13 protein-coding genes are annotated in these 15,754 nt (G+C 58.2%); 6 read left to right on the top strand and 7 right to left on the bottom strand.

The window, feature by feature from the left end; all coding sequences use genetic code 11:
- Positions 1-78 precede the first annotated feature (78 nt).
- Positions 79-216, bottom strand: a complete 138-nt coding sequence (locus ACCC96_RS20975) for a hypothetical protein (protein WP_177324953.1) — start codon at positions 214-216, stop codon at positions 79-81.
- Between the two features lie 158 nt (positions 217-374).
- Between ACCC96_RS20975 and ACCC96_RS20970 the strand changes: the two genes are divergently transcribed.
- Positions 375-563, top strand: coding sequence for a hypothetical protein (locus ACCC96_RS20970; protein ID WP_007937845.1), 189 nt, complete (start codon positions 375-377; stop codon positions 561-563).
- Here the strand turns inward: ACCC96_RS20970 and ACCC96_RS20965 are convergent.
- Complete coding sequence (locus ACCC96_RS20965; protein WP_019649983.1) at positions 553-954, bottom strand: hypothetical protein; 402 nt, start codon at positions 952-954, stop codon at positions 553-555. The two genes, ACCC96_RS20970 and ACCC96_RS20965, sit on opposite strands and share 11 nt — an antisense overlap.
- 234 nt (positions 955-1,188) lie before the next feature.
- On the opposite strand from ACCC96_RS20965, the gene ACCC96_RS20960 reads away from it, so the two are divergent.
- Positions 1,189-3,534, top strand: a complete 2,346-nt coding sequence (locus ACCC96_RS20960) for an acylase (RefSeq protein ID WP_413696788.1) — start codon at positions 1,189-1,191, stop codon at positions 3,532-3,534.
- A 55-nt stretch (positions 3,535-3,589) separates the two neighbouring features.
- Here ACCC96_RS20960 and ACCC96_RS20955 read toward each other — a convergent pair whose 3' ends face one another.
- Positions 3,590-4,591: a FecR family protein gene (locus tag ACCC96_RS20955; RefSeq protein ID WP_413696787.1), complete on the bottom strand. Its 1,002-nt coding sequence runs from the start codon at positions 4,589-4,591 to the stop codon at positions 3,590-3,592.
- Positions 4,592-4,689: 98 nt separating this feature from the next.
- Positions 4,690-9,513 carry a dermonecrotic toxin domain-containing protein gene (locus ACCC96_RS20950; RefSeq protein ID WP_413696786.1) on the bottom strand — a complete coding sequence of 1,608 codons (4,824 nt, stop codon included), beginning with the start codon at positions 9,511-9,513 and terminating at the stop codon, positions 4,690-4,692.
- A 229-nt stretch (positions 9,514-9,742) separates the two neighbouring features.
- Here ACCC96_RS20950 and ACCC96_RS20945 point away from each other — a divergent pair, with 229 nt between their 5' ends.
- Positions 9,743-10,783, top strand: a complete 1,041-nt coding sequence (locus ACCC96_RS20945; protein ID WP_413696785.1) for an Ldh family oxidoreductase — start codon at positions 9,743-9,745, stop codon at positions 10,781-10,783.
- 23 nt (positions 10,784-10,806) lie between these two features.
- Here the strand turns inward: ACCC96_RS20945 and ACCC96_RS20940 are convergent, their stop codons facing one another.
- Positions 10,807-11,124 (bottom strand): DUF883 family protein, encoded by a 318-nt coding sequence (locus tag ACCC96_RS20940; protein ID WP_413696784.1) that lies wholly within the window; start codon positions 11,122-11,124, stop codon positions 10,807-10,809.
- Positions 11,125-11,290: 166 nt separating this feature from the next.
- On the opposite strand from ACCC96_RS20940, the gene ACCC96_RS20935 reads away from it, so the two are divergent.
- Positions 11,291-11,542 (top strand): hypothetical protein, encoded by a 252-nt coding sequence (locus ACCC96_RS20935; RefSeq protein WP_007937833.1) that lies wholly within the window; start codon positions 11,291-11,293, stop codon positions 11,540-11,542.
- On the opposite strand, the gene ACCC96_RS20930 is transcribed toward ACCC96_RS20935, so the two are convergent.
- Complete coding sequence (locus tag ACCC96_RS20930; protein ID WP_413696783.1) at positions 11,535-12,455, bottom strand: LysR substrate-binding domain-containing protein; 921 nt, start codon at positions 12,453-12,455, stop codon at positions 11,535-11,537. The two genes, ACCC96_RS20935 and ACCC96_RS20930, sit on opposite strands and share 8 nt — an antisense overlap.
- Positions 12,456-12,540: 85 nt before the next feature.
- Between ACCC96_RS20930 and ACCC96_RS20925 the strand changes: the two genes are divergently transcribed.
- Positions 12,541-13,464: a carbon-nitrogen hydrolase family protein gene (locus ACCC96_RS20925; RefSeq protein WP_413696782.1), complete on the top strand. Its 924-nt coding sequence runs from the start codon at positions 12,541-12,543 to the stop codon at positions 13,462-13,464.
- Positions 13,465-13,708: 244 nt separating this feature from the next.
- Positions 13,709-15,271, top strand: coding sequence for an alkaline phosphatase D family protein (locus ACCC96_RS20920; protein WP_413696781.1), 1,563 nt, complete (start codon positions 13,709-13,711; stop codon positions 15,269-15,271).
- A 7-nt stretch (positions 15,272-15,278) separates the two neighbouring features.
- Here the strand turns inward: ACCC96_RS20920 and ACCC96_RS20915 are convergent, their stop codons facing one another.
- Positions 15,279-15,752 carry an LEA type 2 family protein gene (locus ACCC96_RS20915; protein WP_413696780.1) on the bottom strand — a complete coding sequence of 158 codons (474 nt, stop codon included), beginning with the start codon at positions 15,750-15,752 and terminating at the stop codon, positions 15,279-15,281.
- Positions 15,753-15,754 lie beyond the last annotated feature (2 nt).

Raw genomic sequence — 15,754 nt, 5'->3', positions numbered from 1 at the left:
TATTCAGTGGGCCAAAGAATGATTATTTTCTTACGAACGATTGGCTGAATATTCGTCGTTTATGTCAGCTGTTTTAGATCATCGATGTTGATAGTAGCCCGGTCCGCCACGGTCGTAATGGTGGCCGCCATGCCAGCCGTTATTAGGAAAAATGATGCAGCCACTCAGGGTCAGGAGGGCGAGCAGTGGAATCAGCCGTGTGATTCGACGGAGCATTTCAAAAATCCTCATGGTTATCGCCGCAATGAAGTCAAAACTCTTCATCGGCTGTAACATGAGACCCCGTTTGCAGCCTCTCATTCGCGCAGAACTGTAGGGGTTTGGTATGCAATCGGATACAAACCGGATACATTTTTTTGGTTCAGGAACCCGTAATGACCCAGTCACAACGTTTGAAATACTCGATTCTGATTTCCCTGGTGGTACTGGGGATCATGTTCGGCCTTTCCTGGCTGCAAAACGCAGGGTTCATCAGCGAGAAGCTGTTCCAGTACATCGCCATTGGCGTAGCGGTGATCGTGGTGGTGATCAATGGCGTGATGCGTCGCAAGGTCAAGCCTTGAGCGACGCCTGCTGGCCTGATTGCTCACCATGAAGGACGGCGACAGCCTGTGGATGCAGGCTGTAGCTTTTGTCTGGATTGAGCGTAATCACGCCTTCACTGCACAAGCGTTTCAACACTTCGCGGACACTGAGAAAGGACAGGGGAATGTCCAGGTCCAGCAAATGACTGTGCACACCGCGCACACCCAGGCTGCGGTCGCCTTCGGCGGCGCTTAGCAAGGCGTCGATGACTTTCAGGCGAATCAGGCTGGTCCGCAGGCCAAAGCATTTGAGCAAAAACCTGATCCGTTCGTTGCCCTGGCGTTCGGTCTGTTGATCGCAAGCACCGGAGCTCATGGCGCTGCCCTTTGATGCATGGCTACCATCCGTTGGCAGTTGCGGGTTGTACATGCAAAAACTCCTTTCCAGAGCCTGATCATTAAAATGTGATGGGTGCTCTTGATCAATAAGACGAACGAGCCGGGAAATAATGAAGACCTGCATGTAGAAAATTTGTCGCCGCGACGTCAGCGCTCTGTGAGAAGGGCATTGGGGATGCCCTCAAAGACCTAATTTTTTTGGTGTTTGCTTCGTTTTTCTGGAAGGCGCATTGCGTGTCATACGTCTTTTCGATCAGGAGCGAGCGTGATTATTTCCAGGCAGTTAACCAGGTTGAGCCTGGCGGGTGTGTTTCTGGGGCTGAGCCTTGCGGCAAACGCGCGCAGTCAGCCAGAGCAGGCGACGGCCGACATCCGTCGAACCAGTTTCGGCGTACCGCATATCCGCGCCGAAAACGAGCGCGGGCTCGGCTATGGCATTGGCTATGCCTACGCTCAAGATAACTTGTGCTTGCTGGCCAATGAGATCGTCACCGTCAATGGCGAGCGTTCGCGGTATTTTGGCCCGGAGCAGGTGACACTCGAGGAGCGCGGCAACCTGGCCAGCGATCTGTTTTTCAACTGGCTGAACACCCCCGAGGCTGTCGCCGGTTTCTGGCAGGCGCAAACTCCTGAAGTACGTGAGCTCATTGAAGGCTATGTGGCGGGTTACAACCGTTCGCTGACAGAGCGTCGAGCGCAAGGTTTACCGCAGCAATGCCAGGGCGAATGGGTGCGCGCAATTACCGCCCAGGACCTGGTCAAGTTGACTCGTCGATTGTTGGTCGAAGGCGGCGTGGGGCAGTTTGCCGAAGCGCTGGCCGGCGCGACTCCGCCTAACGCCGTCGCTCATGTGGCAGGCGACCCGGACTCGTTCCAGTTGGCGGCTTCGCGCATGCAACGCTTCGCTCTGGATCGCGGCAGCAACGCCGTGGCGGTTGGCAGTGAGCGTTCGTTCAACGGTCGCGGAATGCTGCTGGCCAATCCGCATTTTCCTTGGGCGGGCGGGATGCGTTTCTATCAGATGCACCTGACCATTCCCGGCAAACTGGACGTGATGGGCGCCGCGTTGCCCGGTCTGCCGATGATTAACATCGGGTTCAATCAGCATCTGGCATGGACCCACACCGTGGATTCGTCCAAGCACTTCACCTTGTATCGCCTGCAACTCGATCCGAAGGAGCCGACCCGCTACCTGCTCGATGGCAAGTCTTTGCCGATGAAAAAGCAGACGCTGGCGGTCAGCGTGAAGCAACCCGATGGCCAGACCCGGCAGATTTCCCATGTGGTCTATAGCTCGGTGTTCGGGCCGATTGTGCAATGGCCCGGAAAACTGGACTGGAATAATCAGTTTGCCTACAGCCTGCGCGATGCCAACCTGGATAACGACCGGGTCTTGCAACAGTGGTACGCGATGAACCGTGCCACCAGTCTCAAGGATTTACAGGCTTCGGTGCACAAGATTCAGGGGATCCCGTGGGTCAACACCCTGGCGGTGGACGATCAGGGGCAGACGCTTTACATGAACCTGTCGGTGGTTCCGAACGTCGGTGCCGAGAAGTTAGCCAAGTGCAGCGATCCGCGAGCGGGGTTACAGATGATCCTGCTCGACGGCTCCAACAGTGCTTGTGCCTGGGACATCGACCCGCACGCCGCGCAAAAAGGTATTTATGCGGCAGACAAATTGCCGCAACTGCTGCGTAAGGATTTTGTGCAGCACTCCAACGATTCGGCCTGGATGGCCAACCCGGCGCAACCGCTCACCGGTTTCTCGCCGTTGATCAGTCAGGATAGCCAGCCATTGGGGCTGCGTTCGCGCTTCGCACTGGAGCGTCTGGGCAGCTTGAACAAGGCCGGCCCTGTCGCTGCGGCGGATCTGCAACGCATGGTGATGGACGATCAGGTGTATCAGGCGGCCCTGGTGATGCCGGACCTGCTGCAATTCTGTGCCACGGACCTCGGCACCGATGCGCCGACGCTGACGCCCTTGTGTGCGAGTCTCAAGGCTTGGGATCACCGAGTGAATCTGGACAGTGGGCTGGGCTTTGTGCATTTTCAGAACGTCATGCTGGCGTTGCAGCAAACCCCTGACTTCTGGCGTGTGGCGTTCGATCCGAAGGACCCGCAACACACCCCGAGTGGCCTGGCAACCGAACGGCCGGAAGTCGCCAAAGCGGTTCGAGCGGCGATGCTGGCTTCGGTAGAGAAGGTCGAGACCCTTGGCCTGAAGGCCGACAGCCGCTGGGGAGATATCCAGGTGGCCAGCAGTGGCGGGCAGCAAACGCCGATCCACGGCGGGCCGGGCACGCTGGGTGTGTATAACGCTATTCAAAGTGTGCCGAGAACCGACGGCAAGCGCGAAGTTGTCAGTGGCACCAGCTATTTGCAGGTGGTGACGTTCGATGACAAAGGGCCGCAGGCCCAGGGTTTGCTGGCATTCTCGTTGTCCAGTGACCCGGCGTCGAAGTATTCCCGGGACCAGACACAGGCCTTTTCGAAGAAACAGTTGAGTGTGTTGCCGTTCACTGAGCAGCAGATCACGGCTGATCCGCAGTACCAGGCTCAGACGATCCGCGAGCAGGATGAAAAGGTGGGGAAGATCGTCGCGCAGTAACAGCAACAGCGTTTAAATGAAAAGTGAAGGCCGCACCCCGCAAGGGTCCCGGCCTTCAGCTTTTTGGGGCTTGTTGCGGCATTGAGTTGAGGACCGGATTGCCGTCCTGGTTGCGGGTCAGGTAGACCGGTAGCACCTTGGGCAACGAAGCCACCAGGCTGTTGAGCTCTTTGATGTTGTAGATACCGCCGAGGCGAATCGAACCAGCGCTGTGGTCCGCGAGCATCACCGGTTTGTTCAGATAACGATTGATCAGGGGCAGGGCATCGGTCAGCGCCAGGTTATCAAGCACCAGTTTGCCGCTGCGCCAGGCCAGCGACTGGTCGTTGGCATAGGTCTGGCTGACTTGCGGGGTGAAGTCACCGTGTCTGTAACGCGCCTGCATCGCAGGTTCCAGACGTAGACCGTCGCCGGGCAGGGCATCGTTGCTGGTCACCAGCACGGAACCCTCGATCAAGTTCACGCGGACCTGGTCTTCATACATCCAGACGTTGAATTGGGTGCCGGTGACGCGAATCCTGCCGTCGCCCGCCCTGACAATGAACGGATGCTGCGCATCGTGGCTGACGCTGAAGAAGGCTTCGCCTTTTTTCAGCGTGACACGTCGTTGATCCTTGTAATTGCTGAACGTCAGTTCACTGCCCAGGTTCAGCTCCACCTGGCTGCCGTCGCCCAGCGTGACCTGACGAACATTATCGGTCGCCTCGAAATGCTGGTAGGCATTGGGCAGCCACCCCAGGTTCCATCCGGTATACGCCGCCAGGGGCAGCGCCAGGGCGCAGACGGTGGCGGCGATGCCGAAGGTGCGCCAGGGCGTTGCCGGTTTGAGCCGAACAGCCGGTATGGCGGATTCAGGACGAGGCAAATCCCCCGCAACATCCCAGATCTCCAGCATGGCTTCGTACTCGAAGGCGTGCAGCGGATGAGCATCACGCCATCGCTCGAACGCCAGGCGTTCCTCGGCCGTGCAGTCGGTGGCATGCAGACGCATGCACCAGTGCGCAGCGGCATCGGTGATGGCGTCGTATTGGGCTTGGGAGAGAGAGTGGTCGGTCATTGACTCATCCTGATTTCCTGCATTCTAACCTTGAGGGGAAGCCTGCGAGAACAACCGTCATGGCATTTCCCCATCAAAGTGGCGCTTATTTTTATGGTTCAAGGCGTGCCGGTGTGCAACTGGCGCCCTAACTGACCGATTAACCAGGACACGCTATCAGCATTGCCGAGTTGCACAGCCAGTCTGGTCGTCGAGTCCCTCATGAAGCGCTTGCGGGCATCGTCCAGAGTCTGTTCACCCGTTAATTTCAAAACATGTTCCAGCATCCGATCAGTATTCTCGTAAGTGGTACTGCCAAAATCTTCCCATAGCCCGGAATCAGCATTCTCGAGCCTGAACAGCTGATTCAAGGGTGACTTGCTCGATAAGGCGGTCCGCTGAACATCAGTCAATGCTTTTTTGAGCTGCCTGGCCCGGGCGCTCGACGTTTCTATCAAGTCGGCAAAAGGTCTGGAGGCGTCGAGATAACCAAGGTCTTCTGTGTCGCACACTATGTGCGACAGTTCGTGGATCAAGGTGGAGGCGCGGGCATGAGGCCGGATGGGGAAGGATGCATCAGACATATAATTGCGGTAATGGTCTAGCTGCGGGAGAAAGAATTTCTCTGCCAGGTAGACTTTCCGCTGGAGGTCCGTAGGAATCGTGAAGGCGAAAGTACTTTCCCTTTCTTCATGGGTTCTCCCGACCACAAACCGCCTGGACTTGGCATCCCTGAGTGTGGGATCCAGCAAAGCACCAAAAATATCGCCGACGACTTTTTCGAGCATCGTCATATGCTCGGGCAGCACGGTCGGTACATCGAGAAACTCCATAATGAGCTGATGTACAGGAGTGTCCTTGTTACCCGAGGTTCTGAGTAGTTGCAGGTTGCGAAAAGCGTTCCAGGCATACGTGGTCGCCTGGTCAAGACTTTCGTCGATCACTCGAGCCCTGACGGGAAACAGCATGCGGATTTCTGCCATTCCATCGGCTTCGACATTCATGCTTTCCCTTACAGCAAGAGCGGTCTCCAATCTGTTGCGCCTGCTGTAACGCGGAGCCAGCGCTTTCAAATCCAGCACCCATTGTCTGGAGGTGTTCTGGCGAAGATCGGGACCATGGGCATCGTCGCCACCGATGCACCAACGCGCGCCCCGTTTTTCGAGTGGATACACTTTGCCTTCAACCGGGGCATAGTGTTTTTTTGTCGTCGGATGGGTGTAAAGCCCAAGCGTCGGGCTCGGCGTCAACGAGCCCAAGTCGACATCGGGACTCTCATAGCGCTGCAAGTGAGTGCGTTCGGGAGCGGTGATGTCGACGTCTTTCCATTTGAACCGGGTGTCGGGTGTTGCGGGTGTCGGCTCATTCGCGGACAAGGATGAGGGCGTCTGGTTTTCCATCGATTGTCGCAAGGTGGCGAGTTGCCCGATGCCGCTGATGAAAGCCTTTATCGCGGGGCCCCACTTGTGCGTTTGCAGGTCTTCGGCGGACTGCTTGATGTCCCGGTAACTGCGCCATACCGTGATCGGATAAGCGAGCTTACCCATGCAAAACGTAAAAGCCTGATGCAAGTCCTCACCCAATACATGCTTGATGGTTGCCCATTCGCCCTGAGCATGGTTGTCCGACTGACACCCCAGTAAACGAGCGAGTAACGCAGCATTGTCGTTGAACAAGTGCCTGAACAGGTTTCCCTTGATCGGACTGGACGCCAGAGTGACTTCGCTGAGGGGATGACTGGTGTGCGCCATCCGGTTTTCCACCAGGATCCGATCAGGTTGCGGCAGATTCTTGAGTACCCAGTGATGCAGCGCGCCCCGGGTCTTCATTTCGGTCACCAGTTGTCGTTCATTTTCATATTCTTTCACGCCATGCCGAGGACTATAGGGCGCTATAAGCACCTGTGGCCCTGCGTTGTCCGACGTTGAACCGATCAAATAGAGGCCTGGCACTTTGATGGTCTGCCCACTCTTGATACCGATGAACTCAAGTGGGCGGATGATCGCCTTTGCGCCGTCGACTGCGGCACGGGCGATGGCGTCGGGCATGTCCATGACTTGCCGGATCAGATCAAACCCGGTCTCGCTCAGGCGCTCCTGCAGTTTTTCCGAATGGGCGTAGTGCATCAATTGCCAGGGCAATTGCGTGGCGAACCGCTTTCTGCGATCCGCCGCACTGACGTGTGTATCGGCAAACGCAGTGTTCAATATCGCTTGCTGATGCTCGCCCAGCTTCAGGTTACGTATCAGGTCTTTGATGTAACTCTGGTCCATGTCGTCAGGAATGGCGGTGGCATTAAGCGACATCAGCTTGAAGGCGGTTTGTTCCAGATCCTTAATGTGGGTCAACGCAAACTCGGTCAGGGTTTGTATCACTGCCCCGGATGTCGGACGTGGGCGGATGTGTATCTCGACATTGTCTGGGTCAATGTCGAAGGCGTCTGCCTTGAGTTGCTTCTGCAATTCATGGTGTGCCGTGCGCGCCAACGTGCGAATGCCGCTCAGGTAGTCCTTGTCATCGGTGGCGTTATTCAGATATTGCTGAAGCAGCTCGCCGTGCAGCATCTGGTCGGCGATAGAGGCCTTTGCCAGCCATGCCGGAAGCAATTGCTGGGTTGTCAGGGACCTGGCGATGTCCGTTGCACGTTGTAACCCCGTCTTCGGTTCGCGCAGTGCCACCAGGTTCAGCAGTCTGGATAGGTTCGTAACGGAAAGCGGTGTCTTCAGTGCATCCTCGATGGACGTCAGGTCGAGGTGGACATTGGGCCTTTGTACATGATCGAAGAAATTGCCGTGTACCCGCTGCAGAGGTGCCAGGCTCACTATCTGCCTGGGCAATCGCTGGCCGCGTTCGAGGTTTTCCAACAGCGTGCTACGTTCATCTTCGTCTTGCAGGCGTCTTTCAAGTTCGGTCAGCAAGGGTTTGAGTGACGGGAATGCTTCAAAGCCAAGCGCCGGGGTCCATACAATGGCCTTGCCCGAATGTATCGGGTCCAGTCCGCCTCGTTCAGTCAGCACAAAACAACTGGCCAGTTTCAACAAGTCGGCGGAGTTGCCCACCTTAAGCGCCAGAGAAAAGACGTCGGGCAGAAAGCCGTTAAGTGCAGTGCGTTGCAGGCGTACCGGGGTATCGAGCACCGTTTTGATGATCGCCTGTTCCGTTGCACCTAACGTATGGGCGACGGTTCGCAGTTTGAGTTCGCTGCGTAGCGCCGTCGACAGGGTATGGGTGAAGCTTGATTGCAAGCCTTCCAGCGATGAACCGACGAGACGTTGTGCTTCAGCGACCGTGCGGGTTGCGGTGGGAATGGCGGGGTGGTTTTCAAGGCGTTGTTCGAGCGCCTGTTCGACCGTGGAGAGCAGGTTCAGCTGTTCTTTGGCCGACTCGGCGCGCACGGTGGCCGGTTGCGCGCTCCAGCGCTGGTCTGCTTGGGTGCTCCAGCGCCCGGCGGCGTCGGGGACCAGCAGCCGATCGTCGATCAGACCTCGAACATCCAGTGCTTTGTCGAGCAGGGCGTGGAGGTTGAGCGTGCCTTCGCTTTCACGGTACCGGCTCAAGGCGTAGCTCAGGTTTTGCAATTGTTTGGCAAGCACGTCTGCCATCAGTTGTTCAAACACCGGACCGACAATCAGTTCACCGATAATCACTGGATCGTGGGGTTTCAGGTCAAGAAACGTGCTGCGCTCATCCAGCGACATGAAGTTGAGCAGCGTGTCTTCATGGCCTTCGCTTTTCAGCATGCGCAACACGATGTTCTTGATGGCGGACAGGTCGCTCGTGGCCTCGATGCCTCGGGATTGGGTGTACAAAAAACCGAGAGTATCGTCACCGCCGATCATCAAGGTCGAGGCCAGTTCTGCATAGTGCTTGTAGGGGGCGGTGACACGCACTTTTTCGATACGCAGAGAAGCGCCCGGGGTGGGCATGAGGCTGATGTTCATAAGGCGCAGGTGTTGCTGCACGGACAAAACACCTTGCTGGCATTTGAGCAACAGATTCACGTGATAGGTGTCGCGCATGCACTCGGTTAAAAACTCGGCGCGTGATCGTCCGCCATCCATGGGCATGTTCCAGAACGTCTCGAGCAGGCTTTGCAGGTGCGGTGTAAAACTTTGCGCGATTTCCGTGATCGCACTTTCCCATGCCCGGTTATCGGCGTCGCTGCTCATGCCGTGTCGGGGGTTGGAAAAGATCCGGTAGTCGCCAACGGGCCATTGATTGGTCAGGTAATACTGCAGAAGGGCGGCGTCCAGCGGTAGCGCGGACGTCTTATGGCTATATTCGGTATTGTCGAAGGCCGAAACGGTGCTGATAAAACTCTCTACTCGCGTGTGGCGCTGATCCAATCCAGGGAAGGACCTGGCCAAGGCAATCTTGAGGGTTTCATCGAGCATCGACTGCAGGGTCGGAGTCTTTATCAGCTCGCCCATCATCGCCTGGATGTTGTGTGCCCCATTGCGCTCGAGGATAGCCTCCTGATCCTGAAATACCGCCCCTTCGATGGCTTGTATGGTGATGTCTGGCGTGGCGGCGGCCAGCACAGCGGTGCGTTGTTCGATTGAGAGGTAGCGCAGTAATTCTCGCTTTCCGGTGTCCTGCACCAGCCACTCCTTGAGTTTGCTTTTCGCGTCGTCCATGTCGGCGAATTTGATCAGACCTTTCCAGGGTGTGTAGAGCGTTACCTCGCCGTCATTGGGCCGGCTTATGGCAAAGGCACCGGCCAATGGAATGTCGGCCGCGCCAGTCTGGCTTAGAAGCAATCGGTCGACGTGCATAGGTTTGTTGTGTGTCTTGCGCGCTACCTGGGTCGGGAGGTAAACGCCCTTTAACCATTTCAGGTCATCAAGGGTGAAATTCAGCGCTTTCTCGCGATCACCGGGCTGTTTGGCATTGGATGCACGTTCTGCCTCGTCGAAAAAATACGGCAGTGCTGGAGCAGTCATGATTTTTCCTCGATGGGCTGCGATCGATGGCGATCGCAGGTCGTTGGCTCGAGGGAAAACAGTAGGGCCAATGGAAAGCCCGGGTGCGGTACATATTGCTTGAGCTTATCCTTTGTCGCAGGCTTGACAGGACGCCGGTAAAACAGCGCTTAATCGACGACTTTTTTCGGTTGCCCTGCAACCTCGCTTGACCTGTTGCCCATACCCAATAATAAAACCGGAGCTTCAGATGACCGCATCGCCTGAAATGGCCGTCAACTCGAACACACAAAACCTCGATTTCGACGCGCTCGTTCAATTGCTCGAACAGATTTTCCTGCGCCATGGCACCTCAGCCGATGTCGCCAGAACCCTGGCCCTCAACTGCGCCAGCGCCGAGCGTGACGGGGCTCACAGTCACGGTGTTTTCCGTATTCCCGGTTATGTGTCGACGTTGCAGAGTGGCTGGGTCAATGGCCAGGCCGTGCCGGTGGTCGAGGACGTGGCCTCGGGTTTTGTCCGGGTTGACGCCGGCAATGGATTTGCCCAACCGGCCCTCGCGGCGGCGCGGCCCTTGCTGGTGGAAAAAGCCCGCAGTGCCGGCATTGCGGTGTTGGCGATCCGCAATTCCCATCACTTCGCCGCCTTGTGGCCGGACGTGGAGCCGTTTGCCGATGAAGGATTGGTGGCGCTGAGCGTGGTCAACAGCATGACCTGCGTGGTGCCGCACGGTGCCGATCGTCCGCTGTTCGGGACCAACCCGATTGCCTTCGCCGCGCCCAGGGCCGACGGTGCGCCGATTGTCTTCGACTTGGCGACCAGTGCCATCGCCCATGGCGACGTGCAGATCGCCGCGCGTAAAGGCGAACGCTTGCCAGCGGGCATGGGTGTGGACAGCCTCGGCCAGCCGACTCAGGACCCGAAAGCCATCCTCGAAGGCGGCGCGTTGCTGCCGTTTGGCGGGCACAAGGGCTCGGCGCTGTCGATGATGGTGGAGTTGTTGGCGGCGGCGTTGACCGGTGGCAACTTTTCTTTCGAGTTCGACTGGTCGAACCATCCGGGGGCCAAAACCCCCTGGACCGGGCAACTGCTGATCGTGATCGATCCGAACAAATCGGCGGGGCAGAATTTTGCCGAACGCAGTCAGGAACTGGTCCGGCAGATGCATGGTGTGGGGCTCAAGCGTTTACCGGGTGATCGGCGTCACCTGCAACGCGCCAAAGCCAATGTTGAAGGCATTGCGCTCGATCCACAGACGCTGGCGAATCTGCGGGAACTGGCTGGGCTCTGAGCCCGCTCCCACAGGTCAATGGCTCACCGCCGACCCAACAAAAGACCAACCACCAGGCCGAAACCCGCAGAGATGGCCACGGTTTGCCATGGATGGCCGCCAATGTAGGTTTCGGTGGCGTCGACCGCGGGTTGGGTCCGGTCACGAACACTGGATAACGAGCTTCGGGCCTGCTGGAGTTTCTGGGCGATTTGCCCGCGAAGGGTGTCCGCTTCTTCTCCGACCAGTGAGGCACTGCTTTTCAGCAGTTTTTCCGACTCTTCGATCAGGGCCTGAAGTTCGCTGAAGACCTGATCCTTGATTTGATCTCCGGCGACTTGATCGGCGGTTTTGCGAGCCATTTGGTGTACTCCTTACAGTGAATGGACAGTGAGCAATGGAGTCTGTGGCGATTGAAAAAGTTGCAGCAGTTTTGCGCGGTGGCGTAACCCTGAAGAAAAATCCAGCGCAGGACATTTCTTCCTACAGTGTAAGATGTCGCCTATTTTACGCAGCAGGTAATTCCCCATGAGCTTCAATCTGGCCGACAAACCCCTCGCCGAGCGCGCAGCGCTTGAAGATGAAAAATCCCGTCTGTTCGAACTCTGGCAAAACAACCTGGGCAAAGCCAAGGGCGAAGCCGCTCGGTTGTTCGGTGAGCGCGCCAAGCGCAAAGGCAAATGGGCGGAATGGGTACGCTCCGAACTCGACGGCATGTCGCCGCCGGAATTCGCGAACATGGTGCGCAGTGAAGTCAATCGCTTGATGGCCGCTAAATAAACGCCCCGGAAAAGATCGCGGCAATCGCTTCACGCACTTTCAACACCACCGGATCGAGCTGTGTGCTGGTGCGCCAGCCCAGTTCGATTGGGTAACGCGGCAGCGCCAAAGGGCAGGGCAGCAACGCCAGTTCACTGAGCGCCGCAATGCTTTGCGCCGCATGGGCCGGAATGGTCGCCACCGCCTGACTGCCCTTGAGCAGATACGGCAACGCGGCAAAATGGGTGGTCGACGCGCATACCCGCCGACTCAATCCCAGCGCCGCCAGGCCTTCATCGGTAATCCCGATAAAACCGCCCGAAGACACCAGAATGTGCTCGCGGGCGACGAACTCATCAAGGCTGAGGATTTGTTGCCCCTCGGCCAGGCTGAGGGGATCCACCAGGCACAGATAACCCCCTTCACCCAACACCTGACGGCTGAGCAGCCGCTCGGCAAACCCGCCTGCGGTGATCGCCAGATCGATACTGCGTTCCATCAAGGCCCGGGCGACGATCTGGCTGTGGGTCTGGCGAAAGATCAGCCGCAGTTTCGGCGCACGGTGAGCGATGTCTTCGATCAATCGTCGCCCGTAGGCGATTTCGAAATCATCCGACAAGCCCACCGTGACCGAGCGCCCGTCGTAATGATGGGCCGCTGGATCGACCATCGCCAGGCTCTGGCGGCATTTGTTCAGTGCATCGCTGACCACCGGTTTCAGCTGGTTGGCCTTGAGCGTCGGCGCAAGACCTCGGCCAGTGCGCACGAACAATTGATCGCCATACACCTCGCGCAGCCGGCGCAATGCCGCGCTGACCGCCGACTGCGTCACGCCAAGACGTAGCGCGGCACGGCTGGCGCTGGACTCCTCATGCAGCGCTTCGAAGACTTTGAGCAAGTTGAGATCGACGGTGGCGATATTCATTTGGTTCATATCATTCAGCAGTGAGTCGGGCTTTATTCATGATCCTGTGGCGCCGGAGAATGAGCAACACCTCATTACTGACGGAGCCACCGTAATGCCCAAGTCAATTGTTGCTGCCCTGCAAATCGGCGCCTTGCCCGGCGGCAAGGCCGACACCCTCGATCAAATCCTCTCCTGGGAAACCGCCATTATCGAATCCGGCGCGGCGTTGGTGGTCATGCCTGAGGCGTTGCTCGGTGGCTACCCCAAAGGCGAGAGCTTCGGCACGCAACTCGGCTATCGACTGCCGGAAGGTCGTGAAGCGTTTGCCCGGTATTTCGCCAATGCCATCGACGTGCCCGGTACCGAGACCGACGCCTTGGCCGGGTTGTCCGCCCGCACCGGGGCCAACCTCGTGATCGGTGTGATCGAACGCGCCGGCAGCACCTTGTACTGCACCGCGCTGTATTTCGACCCGCAGGCAGGGCTGGTTGCCAAGCACCGCAAACTGATGCCCACCGGCACCGAGCGACTGATCTGGGGCAAGGGTGATGGCTCGACCTTGCCGGTGATCGACAGCCAGGTCGGGCGGATCGGCGCGGTGGTGTGCTGGGAAAACATGATGCCGTTACTGCGCACCGCGATGTACGCCAAAGGCGTGGAGGTCTGGTGCGCGCCGACCGTGGACGAGCGGGAAATGTGGCAGGTCAGCATGCGCCACATCGCCCATGAAGGACGCTGCTTCGTGGTCAGCGCCTGTCAGGTTCAGGACTCGCCGCAAGCCTTGGGCGTGGACATCGCCAACTGGCCGGCGGAGCGCCCGCTGATTGCCGGCGGCAGCGTAATTGTTGGGCCGATGGGCGACATCCTCGCCGGGCCACTGCGCGACGAGGCGGGATTGCTGACTGCGGAAATCGACACCGATGACCTGATCCGAGCCCGTTATGACTACGACGTGGTCGGGCACTATGCGCGCCCGGACGTGTTTGAGTTGACGGTGGATGAACGAGCCAAACCGGGCGTGCGGTTAAACACATAAACCCAGTAGAAGGGCCAATGCAGTTCACTTAGGAGTGTCTCGAGTCAGAGAAACCTGTGGCGAGGGAGCTTGCTCCCGCTTGAGTGCGTAGCACTCACAAAAACTCGCAGTGGTTGTCAGATTTTTGGGGCCGCTACGCAGCCCAGCGCGAGCAAGCTCGCTCGCCACAAGGGTAGGCATGACTGATGAGTGCGCTTCGTCTAGTCTTCAGGTGTTCACACCCCTGTCAACGGATGGACTCGCCATGAGTTTGTTACTAGGCCCGATTCTGCAGTTTCGTGGCATCAACAATAATGTCTACAACGTGTCTGCCCTGGTGGTTTCACCCTTGGGCGGGCCACCACCCACGGTAAAAGTGCCCAAGGGTGTGACTGCCGACACACCCTTGGCCATCGCCGATATCCCGCTGCTCAACCCTAATTCCCGCGTCTGGCGCATCGATTTCAAAGCGGCGCAGGATCAGGCCGTTGCCACCAGTTACACGGTTACCGTAGACGGTGCGCAGGCCAACTTCGTCGTTCCGGCCAAGGGCCAGTCGCCGCGCATTGCGTATGTGTCGTGCAACGGTTTCTCCGACCCTAAGGAAATGGAGAAGGTAGACCGGAACAACGAGCGTTGGGAGCACATGTGGGGCGCTCACCAGGGCGAGCCCTACCATCTGCTGTTGATGGGCGGCGATCAGGTTTACAGCGACGACATGCGCAGCAGTGTGCCGTCGATGAAAGCATGGTTCGCCAAACCCTTCGCCGACCGTCAAAAGGCTGCTTACAGCAAGGTGATCGAAGCCGATCTGGACAAGTTTTTCACCAGGCTCTACCTGGAATGCTGGAAACAGCCCGAGATGGCCAAGGTGTTTGGCGCCATTCCGACGGTGATGATGTGGGATGACCATGACATCATCGATGGCTGGGGTTCCTACGATGAAATATTGCATTCAAGCCCGGTGTTCCAGGGGCTGTTTGCCACGGCCAAACGCTATTTCAGGATTTTCCAGCAGCAACTGATCCAGACACATCCTCACCTCAAGCCGTCCGCTGATACCCATCCCTGCGCGATTCCCGGCACTGCTGATGGCTTTCACCTGGGGTTCACCGGCCTGGGCGAGCTGGCTTTGCTGGTTCCCGATCTACGCAGCGAACGTGCGCCGGACTTGACCACCCCGCAGGCCCAACAAACCCGGGTTATTTCCCCGGTCAGTTGGGATGCGATTTATGCCTGGCTGGACAAGGTCCCTGCGCACAAGCACCTGTTGCTGATGTCGAGTATTCCGGTGGGTTACCTTGATTTGCAGGCGGCCGAAAAGGCGCTGGACGTGATGGTGGGGCAACAGGAGCTCGAGGACGATTTACGCGACCACTGGCGAAGCCTGCCGCACCGCAGTGAACGCAAGCGGTTGATCATGCGGCTGCTGGATTTCGCCAATGCCCAATCATGCAAGGTCACACTGGTGTCTGGCGACGTTCATGTGGCCGGGGCCTGCGTGATCGAATCGAAGTTGCCCCGGCATGGCATCGATGGCGCAGGGAAAATCTACCAATTAATTTCCACCGGCGTCGTGCATCCTGCGCCGCCGGTGTTGGCGGTGCACTTTCTGGAGTCCATCGGTGGCAACCAGGAACAGATCGACTACGGCATCACCGGAACCATGTTGCCCGTCGGCGCCAGGGGGCGTTACCTGATCGCCGCTCGCAACTGGCTGGCGATTGAGCCGGATGCAGGCGGCAACGGCAAGACCCGACTGTGGGCCAACTGGCACGTAGAAGGTCTGAAGCATAGTGTGACGCAGGTGATCGACCCCGTTACCTAGCGGGGCGTTACCAGGTGCCGGAGATCGAGCCCGGCAGGCTGAGCTTGCCGCTATCGACAAAACGCATGGTGCCGAACGCCCCACCGGCCAGTTTGCCGCGAAGTACGTAAGGCAGATTGTCCAGTGTCTGCGTCTGACTCAGCCCGAGGGTCTGACGCAGCACCGAGAAGGCCGAAACGCTCACCGGCACCACTATGACTGCTTCGGAGAATCGCGGGATCGAGCCCGACTGGTCGCTGACGCCGGAGGCGAGTGGTCGGCCATTAACCTCTAGATCCAGCGCCACGCCGTTGTAGGCGATCGCGGTTTCATTGGGGTTCTGCACGCGCAGTTTTACCGCGAAGCGCACTTCCAGCTCCTGGCTTTGCAGCGGCTCGATACCGACCACGTTGATGTGCAGCGGGTCGCGACTGGGGAACAAGGCGCAGGCGCTCAGGGAGAGCAATAGAAGGGATAGGGACAGGGCTAGCAATCTGCGCATGA

It is taken from the genome of Pseudomonas sp. Pseusp11, from assembly GCF_047304405.1.
Classification (GTDB): domain Bacteria; phylum Pseudomonadota; class Gammaproteobacteria; order Pseudomonadales; family Pseudomonadaceae; genus Aquipseudomonas.
Note: the sequence above shows the minus strand (reverse complement) of the source record. Positions and strands in the feature narration are given on the sequence as shown.

What these genes read in the sequence shown, in the direction of transcription:
- ACCC96_RS20975 (WP_177324953.1), bottom strand. Translation starts at nt 216, where the DNA reads ATGCTCCGTCGAATCACACGGCTGATTCCACTGCTCGCCCTCCTGACC.
- ACCC96_RS20970 (WP_007937845.1), top strand. Translation starts at nt 375, where the DNA reads ATGACCCAGTCACAACGTTTGAAATACTCGATTCTGATTTCCCTGGTG.
- ACCC96_RS20965 (WP_019649983.1), bottom strand. Translation starts at nt 954, where the DNA reads ATGTACAACCCGCAACTGCCAACGGATGGTAGCCATGCATCAAAGGGC.
- ACCC96_RS20955 (WP_413696787.1), bottom strand. Translation starts at nt 4,591, where the DNA reads ATGACCGACCACTCTCTCTCCCAAGCCCAATACGACGCCATCACCGAT.
- ACCC96_RS20950 (WP_413696786.1), bottom strand. Translation starts at nt 9,513, where the DNA reads ATGACTGCTCCAGCACTGCCGTATTTTTTCGACGAGGCAGAACGTGCA.
- ACCC96_RS20945 (WP_413696785.1), top strand. Translation starts at nt 9,743, where the DNA reads ATGACCGCATCGCCTGAAATGGCCGTCAACTCGAACACACAAAACCTC.
- ACCC96_RS20940 (WP_413696784.1), bottom strand. Translation starts at nt 11,124, where the DNA reads ATGGCTCGCAAAACCGCCGATCAAGTCGCCGGAGATCAAATCAAGGAT.
- ACCC96_RS20935 (WP_007937833.1), top strand. Translation starts at nt 11,291, where the DNA reads ATGAGCTTCAATCTGGCCGACAAACCCCTCGCCGAGCGCGCAGCGCTT.
- ACCC96_RS20930 (WP_413696783.1), bottom strand. Translation starts at nt 12,455, where the DNA reads ATGAACCAAATGAATATCGCCACCGTCGATCTCAACTTGCTCAAAGTC.
- ACCC96_RS20925 (WP_413696782.1), top strand. Translation starts at nt 12,541, where the DNA reads ATGCCCAAGTCAATTGTTGCTGCCCTGCAAATCGGCGCCTTGCCCGGC.
- ACCC96_RS20920 (WP_413696781.1), top strand. Translation starts at nt 13,709, where the DNA reads ATGAGTTTGTTACTAGGCCCGATTCTGCAGTTTCGTGGCATCAACAAT.
- ACCC96_RS20915 (WP_413696780.1), bottom strand. Translation starts at nt 15,752, where the DNA reads ATGCGCAGATTGCTAGCCCTGTCCCTATCCCTTCTATTGCTCTCCCTG.